The 23,348-nt window shown below is 44.2% G+C and carries 25 protein-coding genes; 9 read left to right on the top strand and 16 right to left on the bottom strand.

The features are described 5' to 3' along the window. Positions 1-3: 3 nt before the first annotated feature. The 3 genes from I8J31_RS03515 to I8J31_RS03525 all read right to left on the bottom strand — a co-directional run bounded on the left by I8J31_RS03515 (position 4) and on the right by I8J31_RS03525 (position 3,837). On the bottom strand, positions 4-1,356 hold the full coding sequence (locus I8J31_RS03515) for a cobyrinic acid a,c-diamide synthase CobB (RefSeq protein ID WP_199466911.1): 1,353 nt from the start codon (positions 1,354-1,356) through the stop codon (positions 4-6). Next, positions 1,353-3,092, bottom strand: coding sequence for an ATP-binding protein (locus I8J31_RS03520; protein ID WP_199466912.1), 1,740 nt, complete (start codon positions 3,090-3,092; stop codon positions 1,353-1,355). The genes I8J31_RS03515 and I8J31_RS03520 overlap by 4 nt, the downstream gene beginning before the upstream one ends. Before the next feature lie 142 nt (positions 3,093-3,234). After that, a complete protein-coding gene (locus I8J31_RS03525) occupies positions 3,235-3,837 on the bottom strand; it encodes a YitT family protein (RefSeq protein ID WP_199466913.1) in 603 nt (200 codons plus the stop codon). 239 nt (positions 3,838-4,076) lie between these two features. On the opposite strand from I8J31_RS03525, the gene I8J31_RS03530 reads away from it, so the two are divergent. Together I8J31_RS03530 and I8J31_RS03535 are read left to right on the top strand one after the other, a co-directional pair. Then, complete coding sequence (locus I8J31_RS03530) at positions 4,077-4,958, top strand: LysR substrate-binding domain-containing protein (protein WP_199466914.1); 882 nt, start codon at positions 4,077-4,079, stop codon at positions 4,956-4,958. Positions 4,959-5,018: 60 nt separating this feature from the next. Beyond that, the gene (locus I8J31_RS03535) at positions 5,019-5,969 is read left to right on the top strand and encodes a LysR family transcriptional regulator (protein ID WP_199466915.1); all 951 of its coding nucleotides are present in this window, start codon (positions 5,019-5,021) and stop codon (positions 5,967-5,969) included. A 115-nt stretch (positions 5,970-6,084) separates the two neighbouring features. Here I8J31_RS03535 and I8J31_RS03540 read toward each other — a convergent pair whose 3' ends face one another. Then, positions 6,085-6,708, bottom strand: a complete 624-nt coding sequence (locus I8J31_RS03540; RefSeq protein WP_199466916.1) for a peroxiredoxin — start codon at positions 6,706-6,708, stop codon at positions 6,085-6,087. A 93-nt stretch (positions 6,709-6,801) separates the two neighbouring features. After that, positions 6,802-7,131: a Grx4 family monothiol glutaredoxin gene (gene grxD / locus I8J31_RS03545; protein WP_199466917.1), complete on the bottom strand. Its 330-nt coding sequence runs from the start codon at positions 7,129-7,131 to the stop codon at positions 6,802-6,804. 246 nt (positions 7,132-7,377) lie between these two features. Between grxD and argF the strand changes: the two genes are divergently transcribed. Both argF and I8J31_RS03555 read left to right on the top strand, forming a co-directional pair. Then, on the top strand, positions 7,378-8,283 hold the full coding sequence (argF, locus tag I8J31_RS03550; RefSeq protein ID WP_199466918.1) for an ornithine carbamoyltransferase: 906 nt from the start codon (positions 7,378-7,380) through the stop codon (positions 8,281-8,283). 92 nt (positions 8,284-8,375) lie between these two features. Beyond that, positions 8,376-9,302: a LysR family transcriptional regulator gene (locus tag I8J31_RS03555; protein ID WP_233402564.1), complete on the top strand. Its 927-nt coding sequence runs from the start codon at positions 8,376-8,378 to the stop codon at positions 9,300-9,302. A gap of 35 nt (positions 9,303-9,337) precedes the next feature. Here I8J31_RS03555 and I8J31_RS03560 read toward each other — a convergent pair whose 3' ends face one another. From I8J31_RS03560 to I8J31_RS03585, 6 genes are all read right to left on the bottom strand, one after another. Further along, the gene (locus tag I8J31_RS03560) at positions 9,338-10,849 is read right to left on the bottom strand and encodes an ATP-binding protein (RefSeq protein ID WP_199466919.1); all 1,512 of its coding nucleotides are present in this window, start codon (positions 10,847-10,849) and stop codon (positions 9,338-9,340) included. 8 nt (positions 10,850-10,857) lie between these two features. Further along, a complete protein-coding gene (locus I8J31_RS03565) occupies positions 10,858-11,580 on the bottom strand; it encodes a response regulator (RefSeq protein ID WP_199466920.1) in 723 nt (240 codons plus the stop codon). A 61-nt stretch (positions 11,581-11,641) separates the two neighbouring features. Beyond that, complete coding sequence (locus I8J31_RS03570) at positions 11,642-12,097, bottom strand: DUF1499 domain-containing protein (RefSeq protein WP_199466921.1); 456 nt, start codon at positions 12,095-12,097, stop codon at positions 11,642-11,644. 29 nt (positions 12,098-12,126) lie between these two features. Continuing rightward, positions 12,127-13,029: a 23S rRNA pseudouridine(2605) synthase RluB gene (gene rluB / locus I8J31_RS03575; protein ID WP_199466922.1), complete on the bottom strand. Its 903-nt coding sequence runs from the start codon at positions 13,027-13,029 to the stop codon at positions 12,127-12,129. Between the two features lie 107 nt (positions 13,030-13,136). Then, a complete protein-coding gene (locus tag I8J31_RS03580) occupies positions 13,137-13,757 on the bottom strand; it encodes an L-threonylcarbamoyladenylate synthase (protein ID WP_199466923.1) in 621 nt (206 codons plus the stop codon). Between the two features lie 38 nt (positions 13,758-13,795). Continuing rightward, positions 13,796-14,647 (bottom strand): PHP domain-containing protein, encoded by an 852-nt coding sequence (locus I8J31_RS03585; protein ID WP_199466924.1) that lies wholly within the window; start codon positions 14,645-14,647, stop codon positions 13,796-13,798. 83 nt (positions 14,648-14,730) lie between these two features. On the opposite strand from I8J31_RS03585, the gene I8J31_RS03590 reads away from it, so the two are divergent. Together I8J31_RS03590 and I8J31_RS03595 are read left to right on the top strand one after the other, a co-directional pair. Then, a complete protein-coding gene (locus I8J31_RS03590) occupies positions 14,731-15,267 on the top strand; it encodes a septation protein A (protein WP_199466925.1) in 537 nt (178 codons plus the stop codon). Between the two features lie 3 nt (positions 15,268-15,270). Further along, positions 15,271-15,573 carry a YciI family protein gene (locus I8J31_RS03595; RefSeq protein ID WP_199466926.1) on the top strand — a complete coding sequence of 101 codons (303 nt, stop codon included), beginning with the start codon at positions 15,271-15,273 and terminating at the stop codon, positions 15,571-15,573. A 61-nt stretch (positions 15,574-15,634) separates the two neighbouring features. On the opposite strand, the gene I8J31_RS03600 is transcribed toward I8J31_RS03595, so the two are convergent. Continuing rightward, a complete protein-coding gene (locus tag I8J31_RS03600) occupies positions 15,635-15,916 on the bottom strand; it encodes an Rdx family protein (protein WP_199466927.1) in 282 nt (93 codons plus the stop codon). 93 nt (positions 15,917-16,009) lie between these two features. On the opposite strand from I8J31_RS03600, the gene I8J31_RS03605 reads away from it, so the two are divergent. Beyond that, positions 16,010-16,561 carry a peptidylprolyl isomerase gene (locus I8J31_RS03605; RefSeq protein ID WP_199466928.1) on the top strand — a complete coding sequence of 184 codons (552 nt, stop codon included), beginning with the start codon at positions 16,010-16,012 and terminating at the stop codon, positions 16,559-16,561. Continuing rightward, entirely contained in the window at positions 16,551-18,560 is a 2,010-nt protein-coding gene (mnmC, locus tag I8J31_RS03610; RefSeq protein WP_199466929.1) for a bifunctional tRNA (5-methylaminomethyl-2-thiouridine)(34)-methyltransferase MnmC2/FAD-dependent 5-carboxymethylaminomethyl-2-thiouridine(34) oxidoreductase MnmC1, read from the top strand. Before I8J31_RS03605 ends, mnmC begins: the two co-directional genes overlap by 11 nt. A 47-nt stretch (positions 18,561-18,607) precedes the next feature. On the opposite strand, the gene I8J31_RS03615 is transcribed toward mnmC, so the two are convergent. Next, positions 18,608-18,937, bottom strand: coding sequence for a hypothetical protein (locus I8J31_RS03615; RefSeq protein ID WP_199466930.1), 330 nt, complete (start codon positions 18,935-18,937; stop codon positions 18,608-18,610). A gap of 117 nt (positions 18,938-19,054) precedes the next feature. Here I8J31_RS03615 and cysE point away from each other — a divergent pair, with 117 nt between their 5' ends. Beyond that, positions 19,055-19,879 (top strand): serine O-acetyltransferase, encoded by an 825-nt coding sequence (cysE, locus tag I8J31_RS03620; RefSeq protein ID WP_233402587.1) that lies wholly within the window; start codon positions 19,055-19,057, stop codon positions 19,877-19,879. Between the two features lie 20 nt (positions 19,880-19,899). Here the strand turns inward: cysE and I8J31_RS03625 are convergent, their stop codons facing one another. The 3 genes from I8J31_RS03625 to zipA all read right to left on the bottom strand — a co-directional run bounded on the left by I8J31_RS03625 (position 19,900) and on the right by zipA (position 23,307). Continuing rightward, positions 19,900-20,136, bottom strand: coding sequence for a YheU family protein (locus I8J31_RS03625; RefSeq protein ID WP_199466931.1), 237 nt, complete (start codon positions 20,134-20,136; stop codon positions 19,900-19,902). Continuing rightward, positions 20,137-22,173 carry an NAD-dependent DNA ligase LigA gene (ligA, locus tag I8J31_RS03630; RefSeq protein ID WP_233402565.1) on the bottom strand — a complete coding sequence of 679 codons (2,037 nt, stop codon included), beginning with the start codon at positions 22,171-22,173 and terminating at the stop codon, positions 20,137-20,139. Between the two features lie 75 nt (positions 22,174-22,248). Beyond that, positions 22,249-23,307 carry a cell division protein ZipA gene (gene zipA / locus I8J31_RS03635; protein ID WP_199466932.1) on the bottom strand — a complete coding sequence of 353 codons (1,059 nt, stop codon included), beginning with the start codon at positions 23,305-23,307 and terminating at the stop codon, positions 22,249-22,251. Positions 23,308-23,348: the final 41 nt, after the last annotated feature.

Here is a 23,348-nt window from a genome sequence, read left to right on the forward strand (position 1 = left end):
GCGCTAGTGCCTCTTATCCAAAGAAGAATGGCCTTTGCCTAAAAAAATTTTGGCGGTGACGTCTAGATTAGAAGGAAAAAACAGATGCAAATAGCTCGCCGTTAAACCTTGCTGCTGATAAATCGCTTCGCCCGGTGCAGGGTGACGTTGACGACGCCCATGACCAACTGGTTCTGGTGTATTAGCACTGCGTGATCTGTGATGAGCATGACCACGAATCTCCCCTTGAGGAATCACCGCCGTTTGCATGCCTTGGCAACCACGCTTTCCACGCATAGAACCCTGCCCTTCTAAAATACCAAGCATGGGGTAACAGACCTCGTTCAAGTCGGTTAACTCACCCAAGCTATATAACATGCCGCCACATTCGGCCAAAATGCCTTTGCCCGCTTGATAAAATGCCTGAATGGCTTGGCGCATGGCGATGTTTTCCGACAAGGCTTTGGCGTGCAGCTCTGGGTAACCGCCCGGCAACCAAAGCGCATCGGCTTCGGGTAGCGCTTGGTCTTTTAATGGCGAGAAAAATACCACTTCTGCGCCCATGCTTTGCAATGCGATTAGGTTGGCATCGTAAATAAAACTAAACGCCGCGTCTTTCGCCACAGCAATAGTTTTGCCAGCCAAACGTTGCTCAGTGGCTTGATTTTCTGAACTCGTTTTTATGGGTAAAAAAGCAACGGCTTTTGGCAGTGCTAATAAGCCAGTGTCTTTGGTTGCTTTTAGCCATTCAACCGCCGCTTCAAAGCGGATTTCAAGCTCCTCTTTTACTTCATCCGCTTGCACTAAACCCAAATGCCGCTCTGGTAAGGTGACTTCTTCATCACGTTTTAGGGTTGCTAATAATGGCAAGCTTTCTGGCAAGGCATCACGGATCAATTCGGCATGTCGTTCACTGCCGCAGCGATTGGCAATGAGCCCAGCCACTTCAACATCATCGCGAAAATTCGCCAACCCAGTGGCGACAGCCGCAGCGGTTTGCGCCATGCCTTTTACGTCCATGACGATTGCCATGGGAATACCAAAACGAGCAGCAAGGTCTGCGCTGGATGGGTCGCCATCAAACATGCCCATAGCGCCTTCTACCAGAATCAAATCCGCCACTTGTGCCGCTTGATAGAGTTTGTCTTGGCAGTAATCATCTCCCGCCATCCAGATGTCGAGCTGTTCCACAGGTTGCTTGGACGCTTGCGCCAAAATTTGCGGGTCAAGGTAATCCGGCCCGGTTTTAAACACCCGAACCACTTTACCTTGGTTGGTAAAATAGCGCGCCAAAGCAGCAGTAATGGTGGTTTTACCCTGATTCGACGCGGGTGCCGTCAAAAACAACGCAGGACAATGAGCAACAGAAGCGGTCATAAAGCAGTCTCTAAAAGTGAGCTCAATAAAACGTATTGGGCACCTAGGTGCTGTGCAATGTCTTGACCTCGGCCACGTTTGATCGGCGCACTTTCGATGTCGATCAAAACGGTGTAACCCTGTAGAGCAAGGTCTGATACATCGGCTTGGGTACGGCCATCGGTCAATATATAAGTCTGGCTGCGTAAGCCCGAGTTGGAATGATGCTGTTGCGCCAAGTATTGGCTGGCATTTTCGATGGCGATGCGAAACGGCGTACCGCCACCGGCACCAAGGTCTTCAAGTAATTTGGAAATTTCTTTCGGCGCTCGCACCCTTGGCAAAATCGATGACACGTTATCCTGCCCAAAACCTAAAATGGCAATCTGTTCACGGGCCAAATAAGCACGATTGGCAATGTCTAAAATCACCCCCTTGGCTTTGCTAAATACACCTTGGTTTAAGGTCGATGCCGAGGTATCTAGCAACACTAGATGCAATACCGCTTGCCCTGTTCTTTCGGCTTTGTGGGTCAGCTGCTTTGGCGGCCATCCTTTGGGTTGACTGACGATGCTACGGAACCAATCTATGCCATTTCCCGTTTGCACGGCATCAGGACGATAACCGCTCTGCTGCTTGCCTTTATGCTTTCCCGGCGCCACCTCACTCAATCGATCCATAGCAGGCTTAGCTTTCTGCTCTTCGTTTAAGATGACTTTAATGGGGCTGCTGGTCGCCTGTTTTTGTGGCGTCATACTCCCCCAATCCCCCTCGCTCGCATCTTCTGATTCATTCGTTTCTGGTTTATTAGAATTTGCAGCTTGCCCCTGTTGAGACAATGTTTGATCAGGACGGCGCGAAGGCGGTATTGAAGGCGGTGCTTTGGCATGACGACGGTGGGCCAATACCAATTCTTCGACCGCTTGAATATCTTCCAAGACGACTTTTTTTGCACCGCGCCAAGCCGCATGGGCCATAGCGGCACGAATCCAAACGATGTCACCGCGCACACCGTCGATATTCGCCAATTGACAACGTTTAGCGACTTCCAGGCGTAATGCCTCGGAGCAGCTAACATTAGTCAGTGCTTGTCGCGCTAATCGAATGCTGTTTTTTAGATTTCGCTGTTTGTATTTAAAAGCATCGCAAAAGGCCTCTGCATCTTGGTCAAACTCGTCTCGTAGTCGCACAATTTGCACTCGCTCTTCAAGACTGTATTGGTTGCCCAATACCACCATCAAACCAAAGCGATCTTGTAACTGTGGACGCAACTCACCCTCATCTGGGTTCATGGTGCCAACAAGGAGAAAACGAGAGGCATGCTCATGACTGATACCATCCCGCTCGATTCGGTTGACGCCGCTGGCCGCTACATCTAACAATTGATCCACTAGATGATCTGCAAGCAAGTTCACTTCGTCTACATACAGCACGCCACCGTGGGCGCGACTAAGCAAACCGGGTTTGAAGGCAACCTGCTTATCTTGTAGTACTTGTTCTAGATCTAGTGCACCAAGTAGGCGGTCTTCGCTGGTACCTAGGGGTAAGGTGGCAAAGGGAACTTGTTCAGCATCGTCCAAGGCTGGCATCACACCAGAGAGACCCCGCGCCAAGGTAGATTTCGCCGAACCACGAGGCCCGCTAATTAACACACCACCAATTTTTGGACTAATCGCACACAGAATTAACGCTAGTTTTAGCGGCTCTTGCCCAGCCACCGCGGTAAAAGGAAAGTTACTATGGGCTAGAGAAGTCATGGAGCTACCTACGGCAATTGATGAACGTCTGAAAATAAAATCTAAAACAAAAAAACACATAAATATGAGCCTTCTATTGTAGGCATTTTTACTGTGTTTTGTCTTGCATGACCTTATTTTTAGCCGTCATTGCGCCTAAAGTTTATTTACCGCTATCAGGTACTGGCATTTGTGCCCATTTTGGTGGTCGGTGATAGCGTCCAACAACGGAGCTAAGGAACAAAAATGCAACTAATGAATAGCCCAAACTGCTTATATCAAGAGACATAAACGCCGCAATGAATATACAAACATCCGCCACCAATGTGGTTTTACTCGCATGAATATTGAACCGACGTTCTAGGTAAACAGAGAAAATGGTTAAACCACCTAACGATGCATTATGGCGAAACAAGATAACCAAACCAAAACCGACGAGCAAACCACCTAAGATACCCGATAATAAAGGGTTCATAGATATCTCTACATAGTGGCTCATTAACTCTGATAACGCGGAGAGCAGGCTTACACTAATGAAAGTTCGGAAGGTAAATACTGGCCCTAATGTTCGCCAAGCCAATAAATAGAAAGGAATATTTAATACGAAAAATAACTGAGCGAAAGAGAAATCCGTCAGCTGCATCAAAATCATACCAACCCCTGCGGTACCTGTAATCAGCAACCCAACCGAGTTAAGAATATGTAGGCCTAAAGCCACAAGTAAACAACCTTCGAGAATCGAAAGCCAACGATGGGGTATTTGCATAACTAAGTCCTTAATATGTGTCGCATTAACTTTTGGTTAATCACAAAGGGTAAAAGAGTTGTTTCTTTTGGAAACAAGTAACCTAGGCTCAATGTTCAACGCAAGATCACGCCTTACATCAAAAAATCTTTGCGTATTATCGCCCACACTTGAATATTTTGCATCCACTTCATTGTCATTTTAAGCTTACTCATTATTAGCCCTACTCATTAAAACCAAAACAACGCTACAATGACTGAATGAGAATCACACTTAGACAATTACAAATATTCGAAGCCGTTGTTCACACAGGCTCTGTTACCGCAGCAGCTGACATGGTTTCTATTAGTCAACCGGCCGCTAGCCAAGCCCTTAGGGAATTAGAAACCCTATTAGGACGACCCTTGTTTCGCCGTCATGGAAAGCGTTTACAGATTACGCCTCAGGCTCGTCATCTGTTGCCTCAAGCTCGTGCGGTTCTTAGCCAAATAGAACAAATTGAAAGCATGGGCAATGAAGATGAGCTAAGTGGTTCTTTGCATTTGGCGGCCAGTGTCAGTGTTGGCAATTATTTACTGCCTGAGCAAATGTCGGCATTTAAACGCCAGCACCCGAACATTCGTTTTAATTTAGATATCGGCAATACGCAAAGTGTGATTCAACAGCTATTAACAGGTAAAGCGGAAGTCGGCTTTATTGAAGGCTATTGCCAACATGCAGAGTTAATGACACAAGTATGGTTAAAAGATGAGCTGGTAGTATTTGGTTCTGCGCAAGAAAGTCGGCCAGACACTTTAACTTGGGATGATCTAAGACAAGCCGATTGGGTCACCCGTGAAGCAGGGTCGGGCACCCGAAATATACTCGAACAAGCGACGGCTTCAGAGATTCCTCATTTGAACATTGTCTTGTCCCTCGCCCATATGGAAGCCGTCAAACAAGCAGTTATCCATCAAATGGGATTAGGCTGTTTGTCCCGTATGGCTATTTCACAAGAACTTAATTCTGGACTAATCCAACTCCACAAAACGCCCTTAGAACTCAACCGGAACCTATTGATTGTCATGCCCAAAAATACCGCATTAACACAAAATGCTCAGCGCTTTGTTGATCAATGCAGAACCATAGCCCCAAGCGTTTAAACGGCTTCATGCTTGTATTCATTCACCTCCCCTATTGGCCAAATAACAGCATTTAAAATTATGAATATTAATAAAATGGACCTTAACCTTCTTATTTACCTCGATGTTTTATTGAGGGAATGTAATGTCACACGCGCTGCTAACAAGCTCAATATTACTCAGCCTGCAATGAGTAATGGCTTAAAACGGTTAAGAGATTTGTTAAGCGACCCACTTTTGGTTCGTACTAGTGAAGGCATGAAGCCGACTGAAAAGGCCCTGCGTTTAAAGCCAATTGTACGTAAAGTGTTGTTAGAACTAGAAGAAGCCTTGCAGCCCGAGGCAGATTTTAACGAAAAAACCAGTACTCGTGTATTCCGCATTATGGCCAGTGACTACGCGACTTCAACTGTCATACCTCGACTTCTTAACCGCTTACGAGAACATGCTCCCGGCATTACTCTCGATATTATGACGCCCAGCGATGTAACCTTTCATGATGTGGAAGCTGGCAAAATTGATATGGCAATTAACCGCTTTGAAGAATTGCCCCAATCTTTCCACCAGAAAAGCGTCTGGTTCGACACCTTTGTTTGCATGATGAGTTCCAACAACCCGATTAAAAATAACTTTGATATTGACGCCTATCTTCAAGCTCAACATATTTGGGTGAGTAAAACAGGGTTTGGCATAGGGGTTGGTATGGACCCAACAGATGTGCAAAAACTCGGTTGGGTAGACGAAGCGTTACAAGAACTCGATCATAAGCGCAGTATTCGAGTCTTCACTCGAAGTTATCACACTGCCATGCACCTTGCTCTTGAACAAGACTTGATCGCGACCTTGCCAAAAAAAGTTGCCATGGTGAACAGCAAAAATCCTGACTTGGTCATTTTAGAGCCTCCTTTTGATATTCCAGAAATAGAACTAAAAATGATCTGGAGCCCCTTATTACATCACGATGCCAGTCATATCTGGTTCAGAAAACAAGTCATTGAAGTAGCTAACGAACATAAAATCAAAAATAATTAATCGCATGAGACCTTTACACGAAGTCACGAGCAAAGGTCTCAAATAGGTTTTGATATAAAAAAACGCGCATTGCCGTAAAGCAATGCACGTTTTATCAAACCACCAAATGAAACTCTTATAAAGATTTAGAGTTTTCAGCTAGGTAAGAAGCAACACCTTCAGGTGACGTATTCATGCCTTTGTCACCTTTGTTCCAGCCAGCTGGGCAAACCTGACCATTTTCTTCAAAGAATTGTAGCGCATCTACGACACGAACTAGTTCGTCCATGTTACGGCCAATTGGCTCATCGTTTACCACTTGTGAACGAACGATACCTTTTTGGTCGATCACGAAAGACGCACGCATGGCAACACCCGCTGGGTAGTAAGAGTCACCACCTTCTGATTCGATGCCGTAAGCTTTGGCAATAGCATGATCCATATCCGCTGCTAGCGTGTATTCGACAGCGCCGATACCACCGTCTTCAACTGGCGTGTTACGCCAAGCGTTGTGAGTAAAGTGGGAATCGATAGAAACACCGATGACTTCTACGCCCATTTCACGGAATTTATCCATGCGATGAGACATAGCAATGATTTCTGAAGGACATACAAAAGTGAAGTCCAAAGGATAGAAGAATACGATTGCATACTTGCCTTTAATTGTTTCAGACAAGCTGAAAGAATCAACAATTTGGCCGTCAGCAAGTACGGCGGGTACGGTGAAATCTGGTGCTTTTTTACCAACTAGAATAGACATGTATAAGGTCTCCTTTTTATTCCGTTATATTTAAACCAAACTCGGTCGTCTGCTTGTCCTTTAAAATAAAGTAACCGCAAACCACGTATTTACTTACTCTTCAGTTGTACCAACGGCATCATTGATCAATGTTTGTAACTCGCCATTACCTGCCATTTCAACAATGATGTCACAACCACCAACCAATTCGCCTTTAATCCATAACTGCGGAAAAGTCGGCCAATTCGCAAATTTTGGTAGCTCTGCACGAATATCTGGGTTGTCTAAAATATTCACAAAAGCAAAGCGCTCACCGCAAGACATCAGTGCCTGTACAGCCTGTGAAGAAAAGCCACACTGAGGCGCGCGAGGGTTACCTTTCATGTACAACAAAATATCGTTGCTACTAATTTGCTCTTTAATTGTTTCGATTGTATTACTCATACTGAAAACCTCACTTCATCACTGTCTTAGTCGCAACGTACCTAATTAGCAGCGCCACGGTGAAATTGATTAGGATTGATAAAATCCTCTAATAGTTGCACCAGTTTATTGGGTCTGATGGTGAATTTACAACCCTATAAATAGGCTTTCTATTGCACTTTATCAGTTAATTCCCTCTTTACTCACCTGCGCGACTGTATTAGATTGGTCGATTCCCTTTTATAAAGACAATTAAGGAGTCCTAGCGTGTCGCCAAGGCATTTTCTTACTCTGAAGGATCTCTCTTCTGACGAGTTAAAACGGTTACTATCACGAGCTTCTGAGCTGAAGAAAATTCATCATGAAGGCACTCTATTTGAACCGCTAAAAAACCGTGTTTTGGCTATGATATTTGAAAAATCATCGACTCGTACTCGTGTTTCTTTTGAAGCTGGCATGGCCCAGTTTGGTGGTCATGCGCTTTTTCTTTCTTCTCGCGATACACAGCTAGGGCGAGGCGAACCGGTCGAAGATAGTGCTCGCGTCATTTCAAGCATGGTTGACGCGGTCATGATCCGTACCTTTGATCACGAAACGGTCGAGACGTTCGCAAAATATTCCTCTGTGCCTGTTATCAACGCGCTCACAGATGACTACCACCCATGCCAATTACTTGCCGATATGCAAACTTACCAAGAGCACCGTGGTGACATCGAAGGTAAAAAGGTTATTTGGGTAGGCGATGGCAACAATATGTGTAATTCTTACATCAACGCTGCCGCATTACTTAATTTTCAATTGGTGGTTGCCTGCCCTAAAGGCTACGAACCCAATGCGGAACTGGTTGCTGAACACCAAGATCGTGTCACTATTGTTCACAGTGCTCAAGAAGCTGCGAAAAATGCTGACCTCATCGTCACCGACGTATTTGCTTCAATGGGCCAAGAAGATGAACAAGAACAGCGTGTGAAAGACTTTGAAGGCTTCCAAGTTAATGCTGAACTTATGGCCTTAGCCAACAGCGACGCTCTCTTTATGCATTGTCTTCCAGCCCACCGAGGTGAAGAAGTGTCTGCTGAAGTCATTGACCATCCTAACGCGGTTGTTTGGGACGAAGCAGAAAATCGGTTACACGCGCAAAAAGCATTACTTGAATTTTTGTTATGTAATTAACAGAACGTAAAAAAAGCTCATTGAATCGTGTTTGTTCAATGAGTTTTTTTATACCCCAAGCACTGAGAAAAACTCACTTAAAGTAAATCATTATGAGTATTATTGAAGTTAGACACCTAAAAACACTTTCCGCATTGAGAGAAACTGGCAGCCTAGTAGAAGCTGCTGACCGAGTCCATCTGACTCAGTCTGCCCTATCTCACCAATTAAAAGATTTAGAAGAAAAGCTAGGCTGCCAGCTTTTTATTCGTAAAACAAAGCCTGTACGCTTTACCAGCGCTGGACTGCGTTTATTACAACTAGCGGACGATGTATTGCTTTCCTTCCGTTCGGCGCAAAGGGATATACAACGCTTTGCTGAAGGTGAAAGCGGACGATTGCACATTGCTATTGAATGCCACAGTTGTTACGAGTGGCTGATGCCAACCATCGACCATTTTCGCGAACATTGGCCAGATGTAGAACTTGATTTATCGACTGCGTTTGGCTTTATGCCGTTACCTGCGCTTGCCCGAGGAGATTTAGATTTAGTGGTCACCTCAGACCCTCAAGACCTACCCAATATTGAATATATCCCGCTATTTCAATATGAGTCTCAGGTCGCCTTGTCTCGACACCACCCTCTGGCGAAAAAAGAATTCTTAACGGCAGAAGATTTCAAAAAAGAAACGCTTATCACCTACCCAGTAGAAACCGAGCGTTTGGATATTTTTAAGCACTTTTTAAACCCAGCCAGTATTACGCCAGCCAAAATTCGCCATAGCGAATTAACTCTAATGATGATGCAATTGGTCGCCAGTGGACGAGGTGTGTGCTGCTTGCCTAATTGGGCACTAACCGAGTACACAAATCGACAATATGTCATTACTAAATCATTAGGCGAAGAAGGAGTTTGGTGTAAATTATATTTGGCTATTCGAAAAGATCAACGTGACAACGCCTATATGGAAGACCTGATTAATACGGCATCAAAAACCTGCTTTAAAAACCTAAAAGGTATTTTATCGCCAGAACTATAAAGCTTTAGAAAAGATTTGTTAGCTAAACATCAGCATCAGGACAAAGAGCTCTGATGCTGGTTACGTGACCAAATCAAGCTAAATTTTGCCCCACCCGATTCACTTGCATCAATTAATACGGCACCACCATGCCAAAAAGCAATGCGTTGAACAATCGCTAGCCCTAAACCATAGCCACCTGATGCTCGGGTGCGGCTATTATCCAGCCTTTGAAAAGGAATAAAAACTTTGTCTCTATCTTCAAAGGCAATACCCGGACCATCATCCTCAATGTCCAGTTGCCAACGTTCAGGGTCATGGGAAAAAGTAACGGTAATCTTACTCGCAGCATATTTAGCTGCATTTAAAATCAAATTCTGTAGAGCTCGGCTCAAATGATGCTCATCTGCTAATACCATTTCGTCGGCACTGATATTTACCTCAACAGTCAGGTGCTGAAGTAAAGGGTTATTGTGTTGCAGAATACTCGCGACCAATTCAGCCACACTAATACTTTTGAAATTAAGCGCTAGTGAACCTTCTTCTAACTTACCATAAGTAAGCACTTCATCGACTAAAGTATTCAGCTCTTCAACATCACCTTCTAACGCTTCTATCGTTGAAGCTGCTACTTCATCCACTTCGTCCTTCATCACTTCTAGGCCAAAACGTAAACGAGCAATTGGGGTTCTTAACTCATGAGAAATGGCATTAATCATCTCACGCTGAACCTTTAATAAGCGCTCAATATGCGAAGACATAGAATCAAATGAATAAGCAAGTTCTTTTAGTGTACCACTACTATCAGGGATCCCTTTAGGTAAGCCACTTCGGCCTCGAGCTATTTGACGAGTAATACTCTCAAAGGTTTTTCGCTTCAAATCTAACGACACTAATTCACGCCAAATTAATATCAGCATAATGGCAATAGCTAAGCCAACAATAGCGACAACAATTAAAGTTAAAGAAGAATGATCATCATGGGCAACCGATAAATAAAGTGCCCCACCCTCAACTTCATCTCGCCATAAAAAACCATACTCACTATAGGTACTATGGACTAGGGTAACACCTGTTAAGGCTTCTGAAACCGTAGTAGTCACATGGGAAGAGGAAAGACATGGCATGGCAGTAATTAACTGCATTTTTTCTGAACGAGACAACTTAGAAGACGTCAGTAGGGTTTTTAACAGGGATTCTAACCTAAACAAAACACTAACGTGTGATGCTTTACCCACCAATAGGGGCTGACGAGAGTCGCCTAGTGTCAGTTGATAATTACCATCAGGCATTCGCAACCATTGTTTTTGAGCAATAATGGCTGGAATTTGGGAAATAGGTAAGATGTTATTCGCTGAAGACCAAGCAAATTGAGAGTCAGATAATTGCTGGCTCGTACCAGAGAGTAACAGGGCTGCACTTACCTCGGCATCAACACACAAGAGCTGCTCAGTTCTCACTGAACCAAAACGTTCTTGCGTAAACTCCATAACACCATAACAGCATGCGACTATAATCAGCCCCCCTAAAACAAGGTGCCGATACAGTCGCCACATATCTGCTCGCATCAAGGCCGCTAAACCTCTTTAACGAACAAATAACCTTTACTACGAATAGTTTTAATTCGGCGAGGATGAATTGGGTCATCCCCTATTTTGGAACGGATACGAGAGATTCTGACATCGACAGAGCGATCTTGACCATCGTATTCAATACCACGTAACTCACCAAAAATTTCTTCTCGGCTCAAAATACGACCTGCATTACTCGCCAATAACCAAAGCAGGTCAAATTCTGCACTGGTTAATTCAACTTCTTCTTCCAACAACCAAGCTTCACGACGAGAGTTATCTATGGTTAATGGGCCAAAAGTTAAGTTTTGCTCTTCTTTTGACAAAGCCGCTGCAGATAAATCGACATCTTGCGTACTACGACGTAGAAGAGATTGGACACGCGCTAACAATACACGAGGTTTAGCAGGCTTAGACACATAATCATCCGCACCAATTTCCAAACCTAAAATCTGATCAACATCATCACTACGAGCCGTCAACATAAGGATCGGCCCCTTGTAATCGTTACGAACACTGCGACATACGGTAAAACCATCGGCACCCGGCAGCATCAGATCAAGAATAACCAGAGAAGGTTGCTCAGCCACAATACGAGAAATCGCTTTACGACCATCAGGTTCTACTTCTACGGTAAAGCCGTTTTTCTGTAAATATTCTTGAGTTAGCAAAGCTAAACGCTCATCATCCTCAACAATTAGAATTGTCTGGTTGTCATCCATAGTCATGGCTAATCCTCGCCCTTGTTATTTTTAGACCTAATTACTTATAAAACAATACACTTAACAATTAATCTACTAGAAGATCTCGGACTTGTCTAACCCGTTCACGGTTTACGCCCATATCAGAATAGCCTACCCGTGAAGCGGATCGAACATGTACGACACTGTCGGCTTCAGGAAGATAAAATTCAACATCATCAATATAGCCAATAATCTTACTTTTAACAGCAAAATGAACATAACCCAGTGAGCTAGTCACAACCCTAGCGTTACCTTTGCCCAGCATATAAGACTCAATGGATAATTGAATCTCTTTTCGCGCGCCATGGTAGATAATTGGCGCTATATAGTGCTCCAGATCATCTTTTTCTGCTTGACTAGAAACGCAATTAGGAGAAGTTGGACAAGGCTTAAAAAGACCGTCAGTCAAACCAAGATCATTTGGCTGCTTATTGTGAACACTTACATATACAAAAAAAGCGACGATTAAAATAACCACTAATAGCATTATCCAGCGAAACATGCGTTTACGACTCCTAATCGATTTCTGGTCTATCGAAATGATCTTTTACCTGGTTTTTTAGGTTTAAATTCTTGCTTGTCACTACTCTGCCAATCAAAGCCTTTATTCGCGCCACGACGTGCACCACCGGCAGTGGCTTTATTCTTATGACGCTTCACCTCTAATTTTTGCTGCTGGGTTCTAGGTTTTATGGCAGCAACTTTAAGGTCAACCATGGCACAAAGAGAATTCACCTCAGTGTCTTCCATTTCAACCCAACGGCCCACTTTCGCTTTAGAAGGCAAGAAAACAGGGCCAAAACGAACACGTTTCAAGCGGTTTACTTTCACACCTTGAGATTCCCAAAGACGACGAACCTCACGATTACGCCCTTCCATTAGACATACATAGAACCAACGGTTAATGCCTTCACCACCACCATCAACAATATCGGTGAACTTGGCAATACCATCATCCATTACCACGCCTTTCTTAAGGGCTTCTGTATTTTCCTCTGTCACTTCCCCCATCACTCGCACAAGATACTCACGATCTATTTCAGTAGATGGATGCATCAAACGATTAGCTAATTCGCCATCCGTGGTAAAAAGCAGTAAACCAGAAGTATTGATATCCAAGCGACCAACTGCAATCCAACGCTCGCCGCGTAGTTTAGGCAATCGATCAAAAACCGTAGGGCGACCTTCAGGGTCTTTACGAGTGCAAACTTCACCTTCTGGTTTATTGTAGATAATCACTCGGCGGCCTTCGCCAGCTTCCGTGACGGTAATGGCATAACCATCAATTTCAATCGTATCGGTTAAACTAACACGGTCTCCCAACGTTGCAACTTCACCATTAACTAATACGCGACCTTCACGAATACGAGTTTCCATCTCACGACGTGAACCCTGCCCAGCTCGCGCTAATACTTTTTGTAACTTCTCGTCCATTACGAACCTCTTAGAGGGAATGCTTCTCAGCAACCCAGTGTTTAAAATACATATGTTGGAACATTATAGGCCCACATAGGGGACCTTGACAGCGGAATATCAAACAATTATTCAAATGGTGTAGGGTCTCCTGCACCAATACGTAAAACTTCCACTTTATCCGAATCCATTTTCACCACTGTAGTGGGTTCCATTCCACAAAAGCCGCCATCAATAACCAAATCTAGCGCATGTTCCAAAGTATCGCGAATATCATAAGGATCTGTCATTGGGTCAGTGTCTCCTGGCAAAATCAAAGAAACACTCATAATGGGCTCTCCCAACTCTTCTAACAACGCAGATACGATACGACTATTTGGCACGCGTATACCGATGGTTTTACGCTTTGGGTGCAATAAACGTCGCGGCACTTCTGATGTTGCATGAAAAATAAAGGTGTAAGGGCCCGGAGTATTATTCTTTAACAGCCTGTACAGGCCATTATCAAAGCGAGCATAGGTAGAGATTTCAGACAAATCTCGACATACCAAGGTAAAATTATGTTTATCATCTAAACGACGAATCGCTCTAATTCTTTCCAGTGCCGCTTTATCACCCAAATGACAACCAAGTGAGTAACCACAATCTGTCGGATAAGCGATAACGCCACCATTACGAATCACCTGCGCCGCTTGTTTCACCAAACGGGCTTGTGGGTTTTCTGTGTGTATCTGGAAAAACTGACTCAATATCTACTCCAGCATTCATAAATAATAAAAGAAAAGTGCTATTGGCAAGACGACCAAACCAAATTCACTTCACTCTCATGAATTTGTGTGAATTTCCCCACCTGCGTCCAAGGACCAAAAGGACCGTGATAATCACTGCCCGCCGATGCCTTCAATCCAAACTCAAGTGACAAACGTTCTAGCAAGCGCACATGATCTGGACGCTCATTACCAGACACCACCTCTATTGCCGTTCCGCCCCACTTTTTAAAATCCCCTAACAAACGCTTTAATTTTGTTACGGTCAGCGGGTAACGCTTAGGGTGAGCCAAAATCAATTCCATATTTTGACCCGCTAGTGTTCCTAAAACGTCTTCTAAATCTGGCCATACATCTCGAAGCTGACCTAAACGCTTATTACCTAAATAACGATCAAAGGCTTTATTAGCGTCTTTTACCAAGCCTTTTTCTATTAATAAATTAGCAAAATGCGGTCGACCTAGCTGGCTGTCTCCAGCTAAAGCCAACGCCTCATCAAACAGGTCTGGCAAGCCTTGCTTTACTAACAAATCAGCAATACGGCGTCCCCGTTCAAGACGGGTGGCCTGATTAGAAGCAACAACAGACAACAACTCAGGATTATTATCTTCAAAGCCTAACGCCACCATATGCAGGGGAATCCCTTGCCATTGGGTCGATAATTCAACACCGTTTAAATAACTTAAATTATGCCCCTCAGCACGCTGCCGAGCCTCTGGAATACCATCTAGCGTATCATGATCAGTAAGGGCAAACAGAGAAACGCCTTGTTCAACCGCAAGGTCAACCAATTCAGTCGGCGAAAGACGGCCATCAGAACGCGTAGAATGTGTATGTAAATCAACTTTACGATATTGCGCGGCTTCAGGCATAGATAGGCTGTTCTTTAAAACAAATGGTAGTTATCATTAGGCCAGCATACATACATCTTAGTATACATTCACTGGGTTTTTATATGAAAATACTGTTCGACTTTCTTCCTATTGTTATCTTCTTCGTGGTCTACAAAATGACCGGCGATATCATTCTTGCTACTGCGGTATTAATTCCCGCTGCTATTCTTCAAGTCGGTTACACTTGGCTAAAGTATAAAAAAGTAGAAAAAATGCACCTTGTTTCTCTGATACTTATTATTCTCTTGGGTGGTGCAACCGTTCTGATGGGAGATGGGGATTTTATAAAATGGAAACCAACGATTGTGAATGGCTTATTTGCTATCGTCTTTTTTGGTAGCCAATTTATTGGTGAGAGAAACATCATTCAACGCATGATGGGCGACAAACTCGAATTACCTTTCAAAGTTTGGCGAACCCTCAACCTAGCTTGGGTTGGCTTCTTTATTGTTTCAGGCCTTACTAACTTGTACGTTGCTTTCACTTACAGTGAAGAAATCTGGGTAGACTTTAAGCTTTTCGGTTTGCTCGGCATGACAGTGGTCTTTATTCTATTACAGGGAATTTACCTTTCCTCGCATTTGCAAAATAAGGGGTAACTCATGCTCTATTCCATCATAGGCAAAGACGTTGAAAACAGCCTGACTGCTCGTCAACAAGCCCGCCCCGCTCATTTAGCACGTCTGCAAGCATTACAAGATGCTGGGCGATTGGTATTAGCTGGCCCAAACCCAGCCATTGATTCAGATAATCCAGGTGACGCAGGCTTTACTGGCAGTGTTGTCGTAGCTGAATTTCCATCCCTTGAGGAAGCACAAGCCTGGGCCGATGCCGATCCTTATGTAGAAGCCGGTGTTTACCAGAAAGTCTCGGTAAACCCTTTCAAACAAGTTTTTCCGAAATAAGCTTTTTAAACGCAGCTTTCTAGAAAGTGCGCTTTACCCTTTTGTAAATCGCGCTTTTTTATTAAAGCTTCACATCGGAGTGACCCAAATCTCTTTCAGGGTCTATGACGTCTCTCATACGCTGCTTCAGCACCTTAGCTTCTGGGAAGCCCTCTTCTTTTTTACGGCACCAAATTTCTTCACTATTGACCCTAACCTTGAAAATACCTCCTTGAGTAGGTATCAGGGTCACACTTTTTATGTCGTCATCAAAGGTAGTCAGTAACTCTTGAGACAACCAAGCGGCGCGCAACATCCAACGACATAAAGTACAATATTCAATCTCTACAACAGCAGTTCGCATCCGTTTTTTCTCCAGTAAATTAACAAAACGTCTTGGCAGCTTATGACACACCTCATACTATTGGGGCATTCATTCAATAAGGAAAGTAGCACAATGCGTAAATATATTATTAGCAGCCTTGCCCTTCTGGCTTTTTGTTCATCAGTAAACGCCATTGAAGTAGATATTTTAACTAGCCAAGGCAAAATACGAGTCGACTTAGATGAGAAAGCCGCGCCTAACACAGTCGCGAACTTCCTACGGTATGCCGACGAAGGTTTTTATGACAACACCATCTTCCACCGTGTTATTCGTGGCTTCATGGTCCAAGGCGGCGGTTTCACCAAAGACCTAGAGCGCAAAACAACTCACAAAGCAGTCGCCTACGAAGGCAACAATGGCTTACACAATAATCGCGGCACCCTTGCCATGGCTCGTACCCAAGATCCCAACAGTGCCACGTCACAATTCTTTATAAACCAAGTCGATAATAACTTTTTGAACCACGGTGCTCGCGGTGGCGCTGGTTATACGGTTTTTGGCAAAGTCATTTCCAGCATGGACATAGTTGACGATATCTCTGCGGTTGATACTTCTAGCGTTGGCCCTTATCAAAATGTACCAACAACGCCCATCGTTATTAAGAGCATCACACGTGTTAACTAGTTACCAACTGACTCCCCCTAAACTTGATTGGGGGGACGACGGCGCTCCCCACTCCAAACAGTTCGATGATGTCTATTTTGATAAAGAGTCTGGATTAGAAGAAACGCGTTATGTTTTTCTACAGCACAATAACCTCTTTGAACGCTGGGCCTCCCTCGATCAAAAAGCTTTTGTGATTGCTGAAACAGGCTTTGGAACAGGATTAAACTTTCTGTGTGCATGGCAGGCCTTTATCGCCACGGCAACAGCTGACCAACAGCTGCATTTCATTTCCGTGGAAAAATACCCTCTTACAAAAGAAATGCTAACAACAGCCCTGCGGATGTGGCCTTCTCTGAGCCACTTTAGTCAAGCACTGATCGAAGCTTATCCAGAAGTTTGCCATGGTTTTCATCGCATTGAGCTCGAACAAGGTCGAATTCAGCTCACCTTGTGGTTTGGTGAAGCAGAAGACGGGTTCAGCGCCTTAAATGCAGATATTGATGCTTGGTTTCTTGATGGCTTTGCGCCCAGTAAAAACCCTGAAATGTGGACTGACACCCTATTCCAACATATCCATCGACTCAGTCACACAGGTACTACTTTTTCGACCTTCACCGCCGCAGGCATCGTCCGTAGAGGGTTAAAAAATGTCGGCTTCGATGCTCACAAAGTGAAAGGCTTTGGACAAAAAAGAGAAATGGTGGTGGGACAATTAAGCCAACAGGCAGCACCACTAGCTGAGCGCATGTCCCAAGGACAAGCTTGGTTTAACCTTAGACCTGAACAGCCCCTAGAAGCTAAAAACGTATTAGTCGTAGGCTCTGGATTAGCAGGAGCAAACACAGCTTATTCTCTCGCCAAGCAAGGTATTAAGGTGACAGTGTGGGAGCAAGGCAATCATATTGCTTGCGCGGCATCAGGCAACCCGCAAGGTATGCTGTATCCCAAACTGGCCGCTCAAGACACACCAGTCAATCGATTTTACTTATCAGCTTATCTCTACGCCACTCGTCTCTACTGCAAGCTAGACCAAGATAAGAATTTCTGGGATCAATGCGGACTCATACAAATCCCTAAAAACCCAAAAGAAGCCGAACGTTTTCAAAAACTCTTGAACACTGGACTCTATCCAGAAGCTATATTGCAAGCCTGTGAAGAAAAACAAAACAGCCTATTACTGCCTCTCTCTGGCTGGGTGATACCCGGTAAACTATGCGGCACCTTATTATCTCATGAGCTAATTCAACTTCAACTGAACACACGCCTTGATTCACTATCACCTATCCACATCGGTGACTCAACAAGAGTTATAGGCTGGAAAGCGAAAACAGGTGAGCAAGAACACAACTTCTCTCATGTAGTACTTTGCACCGCTAACGATACGAAAGAGCTTGATTCAGCCCCCAACACTCCCGCTTACCCTATTCGCGGACAAGTGTCTTTTCTTGATATCAACAAAGCCGCTAAAGCTTGCGAAAAAAATGCAGAACCTTTAGAAAAGCTTCATATAAACAAGGTATTGTGTGAAGTAGGGTATGTATCCCCAGCGATAGATGGCCTGCTGCACTTTGGTGCCACTTATGATTTAAAGGATAAAGATACAAACATACGCGGCGAAGGCCAAAAAAGAAATTTGGCTATTTTAGAGCGACTATTAGAACTACCCAAAGACAGTTTCAACAGTGAAGAATGCGGTGGTCGTGTTTCTTTTCGCTGTGCGGTTCCAGACTATACCCCCATTGTTGGGCCAGTTCAGTCTGAAAAACTGTATAAGCAAAGCTATTCAGCCCTCAGCAAGAATGCAAAATGGCAATCAAGCTCTATTGCAGAGTCTATAAACAACCTTTATATCAATATTGGTCATGGTTCAAGAGGGCTAATTTCAACCCCCTTAAGCGGCTGCCATATTGCCAGCTTAATCACCAATACACCGTCGCCTTTAGAGCAAGAAATCAGTAATAAACTGCACCCTAGCCGCTTTATTATTCGCGACCTGAAGCGCAGTCAGACAAATTGATTGTCTACAATTTTCATTTTTATCAGATTAATTAGCTCGACACGGTACTAAGAAGCAAATAACTCGCAGGCGTCAGGAATCAGCTCAGTAAGGTGATTCAACGTCTGTGGGCGATAGACAACTTGATTCAAGGTAGGCAACAACTCCCTAAGCTTATCGTTTAATTGCTGTACGATTGGGTTAATTGGCTCATAAGGATAGTTATGATCTTGAACGCTCAGTTTATGTAACTCGTCTAACTCATCTTGCAACATAGCTTTCATTGCAAAAAAACGGTCTTTCTGATTAATGTCATTGGTTTCCCAATAAGCATTCGAAAAAGCTGCTTTTAATTCATAAAAAACATTTAACGCATCGGCAACATTCTTTTTACTCATACTGTCTCCATCTTTATTGGGGAATATGTCCCTTCCCCCTTGTATTGTTTAGTGCTAACCCTATAACCTACATTCTAGACGTGAATCAACATAGGTAAATAACTCTTGAGTAACACAATGTACAAAGTCATGACTTCTGGCAACTTATGGCCCTCTTTACAGGCTGAAGCGACCAAGCTAGCGCTGGATGAACCTATTCTAGCTAGTTACTTTAATACAACAATTTTACGTCATGACTCTTTGTGTTCGGCCTTAAGTTTTCTGCTTGCCAGTAAATTAGATAGCATTTCCATTCCAGCCATGGTGTTAAGAGAAGTATTTGAAGAAGCCATGGCAGACACACACTCCGGCATTGTCAGATGCATCGAAAACGATATTTTGGCGATCAAGGAAAGGGATGCGGCTTGCGATACCCTAACGACCCCTTTGCTATTCTTCAAAGGTTTCCACGCCCTGCAAACCTATCGCGTGGCAAACTGGCTGTGGAAAAACAATAGAAAAAGTTTAGCGCTTTATCTACAGGGGCAAATGTCGATGGTATTCAGTGTCGACATTCACCCTGCCGCAACAATAGGCTGTGGGGTCATGTTAGATCATGCTACAGGGCTTGTCGTCGGTGAAACCTGTGTGATCGAAGATAATGTCTCTATTTTGCAATCTGTCACCCTAGGCGGTACAGGAAAAGAGCATGGCGACCGTCATCCCAAAATCCGTTCTGGGGTACTCATCGGTGCAGGAGCAAAAATCTTAGGCAATATAGAAGTTGGAGAAGGGGCAAAAATTGGGGCGGGGAGTGTCGTGCTAGAGGCTGTTGAGCACCACACCACGGTAGCCGGAGTACCTGCTAAAGTCGTCGGGCACAATACCGAGCAAGAACCCGCCTTGGTTATGGACCACAATATCAATCATTGTGTACGTGACTGTACTGACGAATCGAAATAAAAACGCTAAAAATTATGACCTCAAATGAGGTCATAATTTTGTAGTGTCTCTTTTGGTACCATCTTGACAGTTTCGCTTTCTGTATCAAATAATAGCACCGCTTCCTGTCGTTTTAATGCCTCTAACGCCTGATCACGCTTTTGCTGCGCCGACAAATCATACTCACCATAGTCCGTGCCATCACGCGAAACAATGTCATCCAAAATGCTTGCTAAGGTCTCAGGGGCCAATGACTCATAAGGAATTAATGTATCCAACTAGAGCGCTCCATGTTGGTGAAGCAAAGCGATCACGCCAGCCTCATCAATGATTGGGATATTAAGTGATTGTGCTTTTGTTAGCTTAGAACCGGCTTTTTCACCTGCAACCAGACAATCTGTCTTGGCTGAAACCGAGCCACTCACCTTGGCCCCTAGCGCTTGTAGCTTATCTTTGACTTGATCTCGACTAAATTGATTCAAAGACCCTGTCACCACATAGGTTTTGCCAGATAAAGGCAGCTCATCAGACGAGGCCTGTTGTTTTTTCTCCCAAGCAACACCGGCCGCTAATAACCCTCGAATCGTGTCGATATTGGCCTGTTGATCAAAGAATAATCTGACGTGCTGAGCAACAATAGGGCCCACATCATCAACTTCAACCAAGGACTCTTGATCAGCAACCAGCAGCTCATCAAGCTCAGTAAAGTAATTGGTTAGCGCTCGAGCTGTGGCTTCACCGACTTCACGAATGCCGAGGGAATAAATAAAACGATTAAATTGCGTCGCTTTTGCCGTTTCAATGGAAGCGAGCAAATTATCGACAGATTTCTGCCCCATGCGTTCCATGGCTAACAAGGTGTCTTTCTTCTCAGATAAGGTAAAGATATCAACTGGCGTTTTAACAATTTCTTGGTCTACTAACTGCTCAATGAGTTTGTCCCCTAAACCATCAATATCCAAAGCTTTACGAGAAACAAAATGCTTCAAGGACTCTTTTAACTGGGCACCGCATACTAGGCCGCCAGTACAACGTATTATGGCTTCGCCTTCAACCTGTTCGACATCAGAACCACACACAGGGCAAGCTTCAGGAAAAGCCACCTCAGAGGCATTATCAGGACGTTTTTCTAGCAATACCTGAACCACTTTTGGAATCACATCGCCTGCACGACGTATCACCACATAGTCATTCACCTGAACCCCCAAGCGAGCAATTTCATCTTTGTTATGCAAGGTGGCATTGGATACCGTAGCACCTCCCACAAAAACAGGCTCTAAACGAGCAACAGGGGTGATGGCTCCGGTTCGTCCCACTTGAAAATCAATACCTAGAACACGAGTCATTTCTTCTTGGGCAGGGAATTTCCTAGCAATCGCCCAACGGGGCGCTCGAGCGATAAATCCGAGCTGATTTTGTAAAGCAATTTGATCTACTTTATAAACGATGCCATCAATGTCATAGGACAAACCTGACCGCTTTTCATTAAGCATTTCATAATATTCAATACAGCCACTCGCCCCCTCCACTCTTGTCATAAGGTCGTTAACACGAAAACCCCATTCGCTCAGTTGCATCAGGCCATCATAATGGCTTGCAGGTTGACGCCAATCTTCTACATAGCCAATCGAGTAAGCACACATGACCAATGGGCGCGAAGCAGTAATTTTGGGGTCCAGTTGACGCAAGCTACCTGCCGCCGCATTACGTGGATTCACAAAAACTTTTTCGCCGCGCTCTACCGCCAAAGCATTCAACTTTTCAAAACCGTCTTTTGGCATATAAATTTCACCACGCACCTCCACCACTGCAGGCGGATTGTCAGTACGAAGCCTCAAAGGAACTGAATAAAGCGTTTTGATGTTCGAGGTAATGTCTTCGCCAGATAAGCCATCACCACGCGTCACACCTCTGACTAAACGCCCCTCTTCATAGCGCAGGCTAATCGCCAAGCCATCTAGTTTAGGTTCGCAGCAATAGGTGATAATTTCTGCATTCAGCAGTTTGCGAATACGCTGATCAAAATCAGATAAGGAGTCATCATCAAATGCGTTATCCAGTGACAACATAGGAACAGTATGAGCGACATTAGCAAAGCCATTATCTGGCTTTTCACCAACGCGTTGAGTCGGTGAATCGGATTGAATCCAATCTGGGTGCTCTGCTTCGACGGCTTGTAAAGCCCGATAGCTACGATCGTATTCAGCATCTGGCACTATTGGGTCATCTTTTACATGATAGGCATAGCTGTAATCATTAAGTTGCTGAATCAAGTCCAGCATTTGCTGATGCGTCATGTTTGTATCTTGGCTCATATATAAAACTCGGAATTTTTTGCCTAAAACAATCAAGGCCCCTAAGGGCCCTGTTTTTAATCAATCATAGTTTGATCATTCGTCATTGGGAGGTTTACGTTTCGTTAAACGACGGCGTTCAAAATCTCGTATGCGTTGACGACAATGGGCTATGGTCTGATCACTCATAGGACTACGGCGCTCATCACGTAATTCTCCACCTAGGTTACGCACTAAGGTTTGTGAGGTTTCTAGCATAAAGTCGAACGCTTTCATGCTATTTTTCGGTCCCGGCAAGCCCATAAAAAAGCTCACCCCAGGGCAGTCCTGCTCGCCCATGGTATCTAAATCAAAGGTACCCGGCTCAATAGCATTCGCCATGCTAAATTGTACACGACCGCGATCAAAGCCATCTTCATGGCGATGGAAAATATCCATATCCCCGTAGCGCATACCGCAATTCAAAATTAGCTGAAGTAACTCCATTCCCGGAAAAGACTGGCCTTCTGGAGCAAAAATATTGATAACAATCACTTCTTCTATTTCTGACAGTTCCTCCTCCTCTTCATCCTCATCAGAATCTTCTAACAGAATGCCTTGCGGGGTGACTTGATCTATATCGACACTTGAATAGCTACGTTCATAATCTGTATCATCGTGATGAACATTAAGGTCTGCCTCATCATCATTGTCATCTTCTTCATCAACAGAAGCTTCAACACCTAAATCCAACTCTTCATATTCATAAAAACCATGATCAGAATAGTTTTGATCAGACACAGCAGAATCGCCAAAATCTCTTCCAGGCACCAAAGATGCTAACTCATCAAGGTGCATTTCTTCGCCCCGATCCAGAGCTGGGCCTGAATCCACCTTATGAGGTAAATCGGCAAGCGGCCCTTTCGCCGTTTTACGCGCATTTTCAAAAGCATCCGAAATCGGGTCAATCGACTCAGCTGATTTGTCCTTAACGACAGGACTAGGGTCACTACTAGACAGAACCGTCTCGTTAACAAGTTCATCAGGATCAACGAAGTCATCATCTGCTTGAGCAAGCAGCTGTGTTTTTTTATATCGACGAAAGCCATCAATCAGGATCACGACAATAATCACGACACCAATCAAGATTAGCCACTCACGCAAGCTAAATTCCATTAAATATTTCCGAGTTGCATCAATAAATTAGAGGCTATTAT

The sequence above is a fragment of the Marinomonas transparens genome, from assembly GCF_016463975.1.
Taxonomy (GTDB): Bacteria; Pseudomonadota; Gammaproteobacteria; order Pseudomonadales; family Marinomonadaceae; genus Marinomonas; species Marinomonas transparens.

Excerpts from the sequence above, each read along its gene's own strand:
- grxD (WP_199466917.1), bottom strand. The coding sequence starts at position 7,131 with ATGAGTAATACAATCGAAACAATTAAAGAGCAAATTAGTAGCAACGAT.
- I8J31_RS03520 (WP_199466912.1), bottom strand. The coding sequence starts at position 3,092 with ATGACTTCTCTAGCCCATAGTAACTTTCCTTTTACCGCGGTGGCTGGG.
- ligA (WP_233402565.1), bottom strand. The coding sequence starts at position 22,173 with ATGAGCCAAGATACAAACATGACGCATCAGCAAATGCTGGACTTGATT.
- I8J31_RS03595 (WP_199466926.1), top strand. The coding sequence starts at position 15,271 with ATGCTCTATTCCATCATAGGCAAAGACGTTGAAAACAGCCTGACTGCT.
- I8J31_RS03605 (WP_199466928.1), top strand. The coding sequence starts at position 16,010 with ATGCGTAAATATATTATTAGCAGCCTTGCCCTTCTGGCTTTTTGTTCA.
- I8J31_RS03590 (WP_199466925.1), top strand. The coding sequence starts at position 14,731 with ATGAAAATACTGTTCGACTTTCTTCCTATTGTTATCTTCTTCGTGGTC.
- I8J31_RS03560 (WP_199466919.1), bottom strand. The coding sequence starts at position 10,849 with ATGCGAGCAGATATGTGGCGACTGTATCGGCACCTTGTTTTAGGGGGG.
- I8J31_RS03555 (WP_233402564.1), top strand. The coding sequence starts at position 8,376 with ATGAGTATTATTGAAGTTAGACACCTAAAAACACTTTCCGCATTGAGA.
- I8J31_RS03585 (WP_199466924.1), bottom strand. The coding sequence starts at position 14,647 with ATGCCTGAAGCCGCGCAATATCGTAAAGTTGATTTACATACACATTCT.
- I8J31_RS03535 (WP_199466915.1), top strand. The coding sequence starts at position 5,019 with ATGAATATTAATAAAATGGACCTTAACCTTCTTATTTACCTCGATGTT.
- I8J31_RS03615 (WP_199466930.1), bottom strand. The coding sequence starts at position 18,937 with ATGAGTAAAAAGAATGTTGCCGATGCGTTAAATGTTTTTTATGAATTA.
- I8J31_RS03540 (WP_199466916.1), bottom strand. The coding sequence starts at position 6,708 with ATGTCTATTCTAGTTGGTAAAAAAGCACCAGATTTCACCGTACCCGCC.
- I8J31_RS03515 (WP_199466911.1), bottom strand. The coding sequence starts at position 1,356 with ATGACCGCTTCTGTTGCTCATTGTCCTGCGTTGTTTTTGACGGCACCC.
- I8J31_RS03530 (WP_199466914.1), top strand. The coding sequence starts at position 4,077 with ATGAGAATCACACTTAGACAATTACAAATATTCGAAGCCGTTGTTCAC.
- I8J31_RS03525 (WP_199466913.1), bottom strand. The coding sequence starts at position 3,837 with ATGCAAATACCCCATCGTTGGCTTTCGATTCTCGAAGGTTGTTTACTT.
- zipA (WP_199466932.1), bottom strand. The coding sequence starts at position 23,307 with ATGGAATTTAGCTTGCGTGAGTGGCTAATCTTGATTGGTGTCGTGATT.
- I8J31_RS03565 (WP_199466920.1), bottom strand. The coding sequence starts at position 11,580 with ATGACTATGGATGACAACCAGACAATTCTAATTGTTGAGGATGATGAG.
- cysE (WP_233402587.1), top strand. The coding sequence starts at position 19,055 with ATGTACAAAGTCATGACTTCTGGCAACTTATGGCCCTCTTTACAGGCT.
- rluB (WP_199466922.1), bottom strand. The coding sequence starts at position 13,029 with ATGGACGAGAAGTTACAAAAAGTATTAGCGCGAGCTGGGCAGGGTTCA.
- I8J31_RS03600 (WP_199466927.1), bottom strand. The coding sequence starts at position 15,916 with ATGCGAACTGCTGTTGTAGAGATTGAATATTGTACTTTATGTCGTTGG.
- I8J31_RS03570 (WP_199466921.1), bottom strand. The coding sequence starts at position 12,097 with ATGTTTCGCTGGATAATGCTATTAGTGGTTATTTTAATCGTCGCTTTT.